8 protein-coding genes are annotated in these 6,563 nt (G+C 30.4%); all 8 read right to left on the reverse strand.

The window, feature by feature from the left end:
- Positions 1-246 precede the first annotated feature (246 nt).
- The 8 genes from B5D55_RS01765 to B5D55_RS01800 all read right to left on the reverse strand — a co-directional run bounded on the left by B5D55_RS01765 (position 247) and on the right by B5D55_RS01800 (position 6,197).
- Entirely contained in the window at positions 247-921 is a 675-nt protein-coding gene (locus tag B5D55_RS01765) for a GTP pyrophosphokinase (protein ID WP_078932279.1), read from the reverse strand.
- Positions 918-1,949 carry a hypothetical protein gene (locus tag B5D55_RS01770; RefSeq protein WP_078932280.1) on the reverse strand — a complete coding sequence of 344 codons (1,032 nt, stop codon included), beginning with the start codon at positions 1,947-1,949 and terminating at the stop codon, positions 918-920. The genes B5D55_RS01765 and B5D55_RS01770 overlap by 4 nt, the downstream gene beginning before the upstream one ends.
- A gap of 18 nt (positions 1,950-1,967) precedes the next feature.
- Positions 1,968-3,140: a DNA adenine methylase gene (locus B5D55_RS01775; protein WP_078932281.1), complete on the reverse strand. Its 1,173-nt coding sequence runs from the start codon at positions 3,138-3,140 to the stop codon at positions 1,968-1,970.
- Positions 3,124-3,861, reverse strand: a complete 738-nt coding sequence (locus tag B5D55_RS01780; protein WP_078932282.1) for a DNA-methyltransferase — start codon at positions 3,859-3,861, stop codon at positions 3,124-3,126. Before B5D55_RS01780 ends, B5D55_RS01775 begins: the two co-directional genes overlap by 17 nt.
- Positions 3,854-4,663 (reverse strand): TdeIII family type II restriction endonuclease, encoded by an 810-nt coding sequence (locus tag B5D55_RS01785; protein WP_078932283.1) that lies wholly within the window; start codon positions 4,661-4,663, stop codon positions 3,854-3,856. Before B5D55_RS01785 ends, B5D55_RS01780 begins: the two co-directional genes overlap by 8 nt.
- A gap of 24 nt (positions 4,664-4,687) precedes the next feature.
- Positions 4,688-5,476, reverse strand: coding sequence for a protein NO VEIN domain-containing protein (locus B5D55_RS01790; protein ID WP_078932284.1), 789 nt, complete (start codon positions 5,474-5,476; stop codon positions 4,688-4,690).
- 239 nt (positions 5,477-5,715) lie between these two features.
- Positions 5,716-6,015, reverse strand: coding sequence for a hypothetical protein (locus tag B5D55_RS01795; protein ID WP_200805268.1), 300 nt, complete (start codon positions 6,013-6,015; stop codon positions 5,716-5,718).
- Positions 6,012-6,197 carry a hypothetical protein gene (locus tag B5D55_RS01800; protein ID WP_078932285.1) on the reverse strand — a complete coding sequence of 62 codons (186 nt, stop codon included), beginning with the start codon at positions 6,195-6,197 and terminating at the stop codon, positions 6,012-6,014. Before B5D55_RS01800 ends, B5D55_RS01795 begins: the two co-directional genes overlap by 4 nt.
- Between the last annotated feature and the right edge of the window lie 366 nt (positions 6,198-6,563).

Raw genomic sequence — 6,563 nt, forward strand, 5'->3', positions numbered from 1 at the left:
CGGTGAAATTCTTCGTGCCGGAAATCTGTTTTTCAGGTTTGCCGTGACCGACTATATGTGTTTGATTCAGGACGCTTTTCCTGGAATCTTTTTTTGAATTGCGATATAGGCTTTGCTTTTTTATTTTGAATGGAAACTCTTGTTTTCTCAAAAAAGAAGACTGCCTTAAAAAGACAGCCTTAGAAAATCATTTTTTGAGGATTCTTATTGACAAGCTGGGGCCTTATATGTGTTATGTGTTTTAAGTCACTTATCACAGTTCTCTTGTCGCTTAAAAATTCCTTCAAAAACTTTATCTGCTCCCCATGCTTGAGCAGCAGCAAAAGAAAGCATTCTCTTGTCATCAAAAGATAATTTACCGTTTCCCTTATACCTCAAATCATGTTCTGCCTGTGACCATGCGTGTTGAAATAAGGTTTTTACCTGTAACTCAAAAAAATCAGGAATTACATCGAGATTTACATTTATAGTATCTGGAATAAGATTCTTATTTATATTAACGATTATATGTCGTCCTTGATATCCAAATTTTTCATAATCATTTGGATTGTTAAAATCATTATTTTCAATATTTCCAAAAGTATTTATAACGCTATTTGCAATACGTTCAACATCTGTTAAATAATATACAACAATTCTTGCTCTAATTTGGTCTTGAATATCAATAAACGGATTTTCATATTTATATTTATTTGGAATTTCTTTTTTAGTTTCATTATCTATTTCAAATTTTAAAGCCTTATTAACAAAACTTCCCGTTCCTTTTATTGTAAAAAAGCAATCTTGATCAATCCTTATGCTATTGTTTTCTTTTAATCCTCTATAGCAATCTTGTACTTCTTGAGTCAAATATGGGAGAATTTTTCTATATTCAATAATACGTTTCTCGTATTCTTCCTCAAGTTCAGCTTTCGTCATCATTTTGTTTTTATTGCCTCTTTTTTCACAATACCATTTGTTGATATTGTTATTTCCTTTGTCTCCAAATTTACAATTTCTGTTGAAAATACATCATCAAAAGAGTCCGTAGGAGCCATTACAATTGCACCGTTATCTAAATACATAGCTTTAAGAGCATATTCACCTTTAAAAATTTCTGAATTAAATGTAAAAACTTGCTCTGCAACAGCTCTCGTAGGCAAAGCATTTAAAATTCTTTCTTTATTTTTATCTGAAATACTTTTTCCAGTCAAAAAATCACTGATTGATTCAGATTTTCCATTATTTAATCTTATTGCAGATGCTATTTCATTTATTTCTTCTTTATCTTCAGGAGTTGTTGTATCATCATTCAGAAGTTTTCTAAGTGTTTTCCCTAAAATCTTATTACCCTGAACTTCAGTTAATTCTAATTCACATCTAAGAAAATTTTTAATCCAATAATCTGAAATCAACTTAGAAGAAACTGTATCATTCAATTGTTTGTCTATGGCGATTCCTTTCCATAATCCATTCTGCAAGGATTCATCTTCAAAATAGGCTAATTTATATCTATGCGAATTTTTAAGAAATACATCTTGTATAATTTCAACTTTATCCTCCTTTTGAAGTATGATACCTTCCTCAGAAGGATAGCGTGCAATTAATATGAACTTTTTTTCTCCATTCTTCCCAATCAAAATAAATACAAGACCACATTTGCTACTTTTATCTGTATTCTTCGATAACCATTCTATTATTGGCAAGCCATTGTTTAATTGTTTTTCTCTTAAAAGTTTTATAAACATATCTCGAGTTTCATTTTGTTGCTTAGAACCATTAGAAACAAATTTTATTGTGATTTCACAAAGTTTTTCTGCTTTATCTGTAATTTCCTGCAATTTAGAAAACATCAATTCATCTTTATTTATTTCAAAATGGCGTATTGTATCTACTGGAAATGGTATAATTCCTTTACCCACTGGAGAAAAATAACAAAATGCTTTTTCAATAATCTTTGTTGTTTCCATATGCTGTTTCAACTCCTTTTATGCAAATAGTTTTTCTTGCATATCAATTTCTTCGTTATAATTCATAATAATGAGATGTTCGGCTTGTTTATCATTTCTATTCATAAAACTTACCGTATAAGTTTTATCAAATTGTTTTATATTTAAGCCTTTATTTTCATACAAGGATAAAATATATGGAGTCGCTTTTATAACCATCATCCATTTTGCCTTACATTCATTACACAAATAATTTGCAAGTCTTGCTTGGTCGTCTTTTGTAAAATGATTTTGTGCATAAGTACTAAATTCTGAATCATATGGTGGATCTAAAAAAACAAAATCATTTTCTTGTGGTTCATTTTTCTTAAAGAATTCTTCAAAATCTAAATTTTCAATTTTTGTATGAGAAAATTTATTTATCACCTTTTCAGACTGATAATAATTAAATTTACTATCCAATGTTTTTGAATTATAACTTGTGCCACCATAAGGAACATTAAACTCACCTGCATCGTTATATCTAAACATTCCACTATATGTATAATTACGAATAAATAGGAAAATCGCAGTATAAAGTTCTTTGTTTTGGTGAACATCTTTATCGTTGTAAAGATGTCGAAAATACATATAAAGTGCACTCATAAAAGCAGTTTCAATATTTGCTTTTACATCTTCATCGGGCAAAATCCATTTTTCAAGTTCAAGTTTTTTCATTCGCTGAAGTTTTCTTACAAGATTTGTCTTCACCTCTGAAATAAAGATATTATTATTTATAGAAAAAGAGTCCGGTAAATTATTGAGTATATCGTGTTCATTTTCTTTTACAAAGTTTTCAATTTTGTTTTTCAACTCTTTAGAATCAATTTCATTATTTCTAAAACTTATAAAAAGGGATTCCAAACCAATTGAACTTGCATATGAAAGTGTATTTTTCCATGCATTTTCAATTTCATTAGCCCATTTATAAAACAAGGCATCCTTTTTTGAAATGAACTGGTAGAGATTTATTAATTCATTTGATTTATCGTTGATGAAAAATTTATTTGCAGTAAATGCCATAAAAACAGAACCGCCACCAACAAAAGGCTCATAATAATTATTGATTTTATTCGGTGCATTTGGGAATATAAATTCCAATTCTTTTTCTTTTCCACCTGGCCATTTTATCAATGGTTTTAATGCGGTTTCTGGATTATATATTTGACACATTTTTCTTATACTCCATTATTCTTTTTTTTCCAGCCTGAAAATATTTTTCATCTAATTCAAAGCCAATAAATTTTCTTTTTAATTCAAGTGCAGCAACACCTGTTGAACCAACTCCCATAAAAGGATCGAAAACAATGTCATTTTCATTACTTGCTATTGTTATCATTTTTTTTAAAATTGACACTGGCTTTTGAGCAGGATGTTTTGGTTCTTTTAGTCGTTCTGGAGCCATACATATTGGACTTTCTAGAAAATTATGCATTTCTTTTTGAGAAATAAAGTTCCATGTATGTTTTTTGTTCCAACAACAAAAAATCATTTCACAACTATTTAAGAAACCAGCCTTAAATATTTTGGGAGCTGGATTTGTTTTGTGCCATATCATAAAATTACTTGTATCAAATCTATGGTCAAGGCAATTATACCAACGCCCCAATTGATTGTATGAAGTAAATATGAATAAATTTCCTGTAGGTTTCAGAACTCTTAAAAAATCTTCAACCCAATCTTCAGGATTAAAATCAACCCAGTCCCAATCGGCCACATCATTGTTCATTGGAGTTCTTCCTGGTAGCGGAATGTTACCAGTTGAATGTTTACCGATATTGTAAGGAGGGTCCGTTAAGAGAAAGTCTATGCTGTTATCGGGAATTTGTTTTATTAATTCCTTGCTATTACCCTTTTTTAAGTAACAGTGCCAGTCTTTCTGTAAATTAAGCATTAGGCAAGTAAACCTTTTTGATTTTATTTAATGCTTCTATTATGAAATGTGCATTTTTCTTATATTCATCTAATACAATTTCATAACCTTGGTCGGTTTTACAAACCATATTCCAAAAATCACGCCCAATTTTTAATTCTTCTTCACTAAAAAATTGTAAAACTCGACCTTGCTTCCAAGGTTTATCTTCACCATAACGGTTATATGCTGTAGCAAAATAAATTTTTACTTTATCTTCGCTACCCAAACTATTTGCAAGAATGCAGTACTGCTCTAAGAGAGCTTCTTTTTCAGAACGAGCTTTTTTGTTATCTAAATCTCCACCGATTTTAAGTTCGATTAGATAATGCATCCCTGTTTCTTCGTCAATTAAATAATAATCACTTTCATGTCTTTTATTTATTGTGTCTTTTGTGGTTCTTTTTGTAATACCAACATAATCGGAAAGCAAAGGTTTTCGAGCATGTCTCTTATATTCTTCGAGAATATCTGCAATATATTCTGTTTGTTCTTTGTATATACTTCCTTCTACATGTTGTGAAACTGTATAATGTAATGTGGCAATATTTATAGCCATTTTTTCAAGCATATTACCAAGAGAAGAATCTAATGACCGAGATAAAGCAGAATAATATTGAATATCGGCACCTAATGCAGCTATAAATACGTTATGTATCTTCATATTTATTGTGCCTTCATCGTCTTCATATTCAGAAATATGTCTATCAGAAAAGCCTGATGCATAACTTTCAACATGGCTTTTTACGATAGCTCTAATTGCCTTTTCATTATCTACTGTCATAAATACCTCCCATTAAAATCTATATTATTTTGGTGTTACGATAAATGAAATAGGGTCAAAATTATAGTTTTCTAATAGTTCTTTTGCGGAAATTATTTTTATCTGGCCATGAGATGTTTCTGGATTAAAGTTATATACTCTGTATATATAAGCATTATTGGAGATATTCTCTTCAAAGAAAGATTTTTCATTTACACTCATATAAAATGGAGTCTCTACTGCTCCAGTAGTAGTTTTTACTTCTATGAAAATAGTTTCTCCAGTTTTATTTACAGATTCTATATCGTACCCAAAACCATCACCTTGTTTTGCACTTAAATGAATTACGCGATTTATGGCGGTTTCGTCAAACTCTGCTACAGTTTGCTTTTCACGTTCATAGACAAAAATTTCACCTTTTGTTCCCAATTCTGTGCGTCTCTCGTTTTCTAAAGTCCAATCAATTTTCTTATAAATTTTTCTTTTTTTATCATTTTTTTTGACAGATTTTCTTCTTTTAGTAATTTCTGAAATAGAAATTTCTTTTAAATTCGCAGAAAGCCCTGTAATAGCAGTAAAAAGAGTTGGTTTTACAGTTTTATTTACCTTAAACCCTTCAGGGTAAACATAATCTTCCGATCTAGCATGAGAAACAATATTTCTAATTCTTTGTTCAATTAGCGTTTCTCCATTTCTCGTATCAGATTCTTGTAGATCTTCTTCATCATATTCAATATACTCTGAAAGAATTGCTTTTAATTCAGTTGTGTTTAATTGCCCATATTTTTCAATAATAGGCTTTATAGCTCTTCTTATTTCTGGTTCTGTATGCATAACATCCTTAATATAGCATTTTTTTTGTATTTTTGCCTATTACTTAACACAAAAGCGCCCCAGTGCGGGCGTCCACATAACAATAGGTTGTACCGCAGCGGGCTCGACCCGCTGTCGGCTACGAACGTTTTTTGTGACAGTTTGAGATTTTATATTGTTTAGTTTCTCTGTTTTCTCTGACATTTTTTTACCCTACAAAATCTGATACATAAAAATACAGCCGTCATCGTACTTTGGCTTTACATGTAACTGAACGAACTGCTCTTGTTCTGGTGGACGTCTTGAACCTGCATTGTTATCAAACCTGTGCGAATAGAAAAATAACTTGCAATTTCTTTTGTGGTCTTGTCTTTTACTAAATATGTGCGACTAAAGTTGTTTTCTTCATCATCGGACGAAACATATTTTAAATAATTCTCAAGCCCTTTTACGTTTTTTCCTACTTCAAATTGTTCAATAAGTTCTGCGTTTTCTTTTGAGTCCAAAAGATGTTCTATTGTGTAAGAATTTGTATCGTAAACAGAAAACTCAACAATCATTTTTGCAGAACCTCAAGAATTTTCTTTCGATCTTCTTCCTGTGCTTTCTGCATTGATTCTTCAAACTCCAAATTCTCTTTGTGCATTTGGGAAAAATCAGGCTTTGGAGTATTCAGTATATATGAAAGAGGATTTGATTCTTTTTTTTGCTCAGATAAATATTCTTTTGTTATTGTTCGCATACAAGTCTTCCTCCCTATTTTTTTTATATTAACTGTTCTCTTGGAACGCTTCTCATAATTCAAGCTTTCTTCAATTTCTTGTACTCCATTATATCACATTTTTTTTGCTTTTGGAATAACTAACTATTGTCACAAAAAACGTTCCTTTTCTATAGCATTTTCAAAACTTTTAGTACAACCATCAGCAAGATTCTTGACATCGACACAGGTAACAAGTCCTTTCATATAATGATCCCACTGTTTATCATTCATTGAAAATGCAATGATTTTCTACAGTCCATTGTACCGGCATCTCTTCAGGCTGAATTTTTTTTTAAATTCAGCCTGAATTTTTTTTAAATTCAGCCTGAATTTTTTTTTAAATTC

The sequence above is a fragment of the Treponema porcinum genome (genome assembly GCF_900167145.1).
Taxonomy (GTDB): Bacteria; Spirochaetota; Spirochaetia; order Treponematales; family Treponemataceae; genus Treponema_D; species Treponema_D porcinum.

Excerpts from the sequence above, each read along its gene's own strand:
- B5D55_RS01765 (WP_078932279.1), bottom strand. The coding sequence starts at position 921 with ATGATGACGAAAGCTGAACTTGAGGAAGAATACGAGAAACGTATTATT.
- B5D55_RS01770 (WP_078932280.1), bottom strand. The coding sequence starts at position 1,949 with ATGGAAACAACAAAGATTATTGAAAAAGCATTTTGTTATTTTTCTCCA.
- B5D55_RS01775 (WP_078932281.1), bottom strand. The coding sequence starts at position 3,140 with ATGTGTCAAATATATAATCCAGAAACCGCATTAAAACCATTGATAAAA.
- B5D55_RS01780 (WP_078932282.1), bottom strand. The coding sequence starts at position 3,861 with ATGCTTAATTTACAGAAAGACTGGCACTGTTACTTAAAAAAGGGTAAT.
- B5D55_RS01785 (WP_078932283.1), bottom strand. The coding sequence starts at position 4,663 with ATGACAGTAGATAATGAAAAGGCAATTAGAGCTATCGTAAAAAGCCAT.
- B5D55_RS01790 (WP_078932284.1), bottom strand. The coding sequence starts at position 5,476 with ATGCATACAGAACCAGAAATAAGAAGAGCTATAAAGCCTATTATTGAA.
- B5D55_RS01795 (WP_200805268.1), bottom strand. The coding sequence starts at position 6,015 with ATGATTGTTGAGTTTTCTGTTTACGATACAAATTCTTACACAATAGAA.
- B5D55_RS01800 (WP_078932285.1), bottom strand. The coding sequence starts at position 6,197 with ATGCGAACAATAACAAAAGAATATTTATCTGAGCAAAAAAAAGAATCA.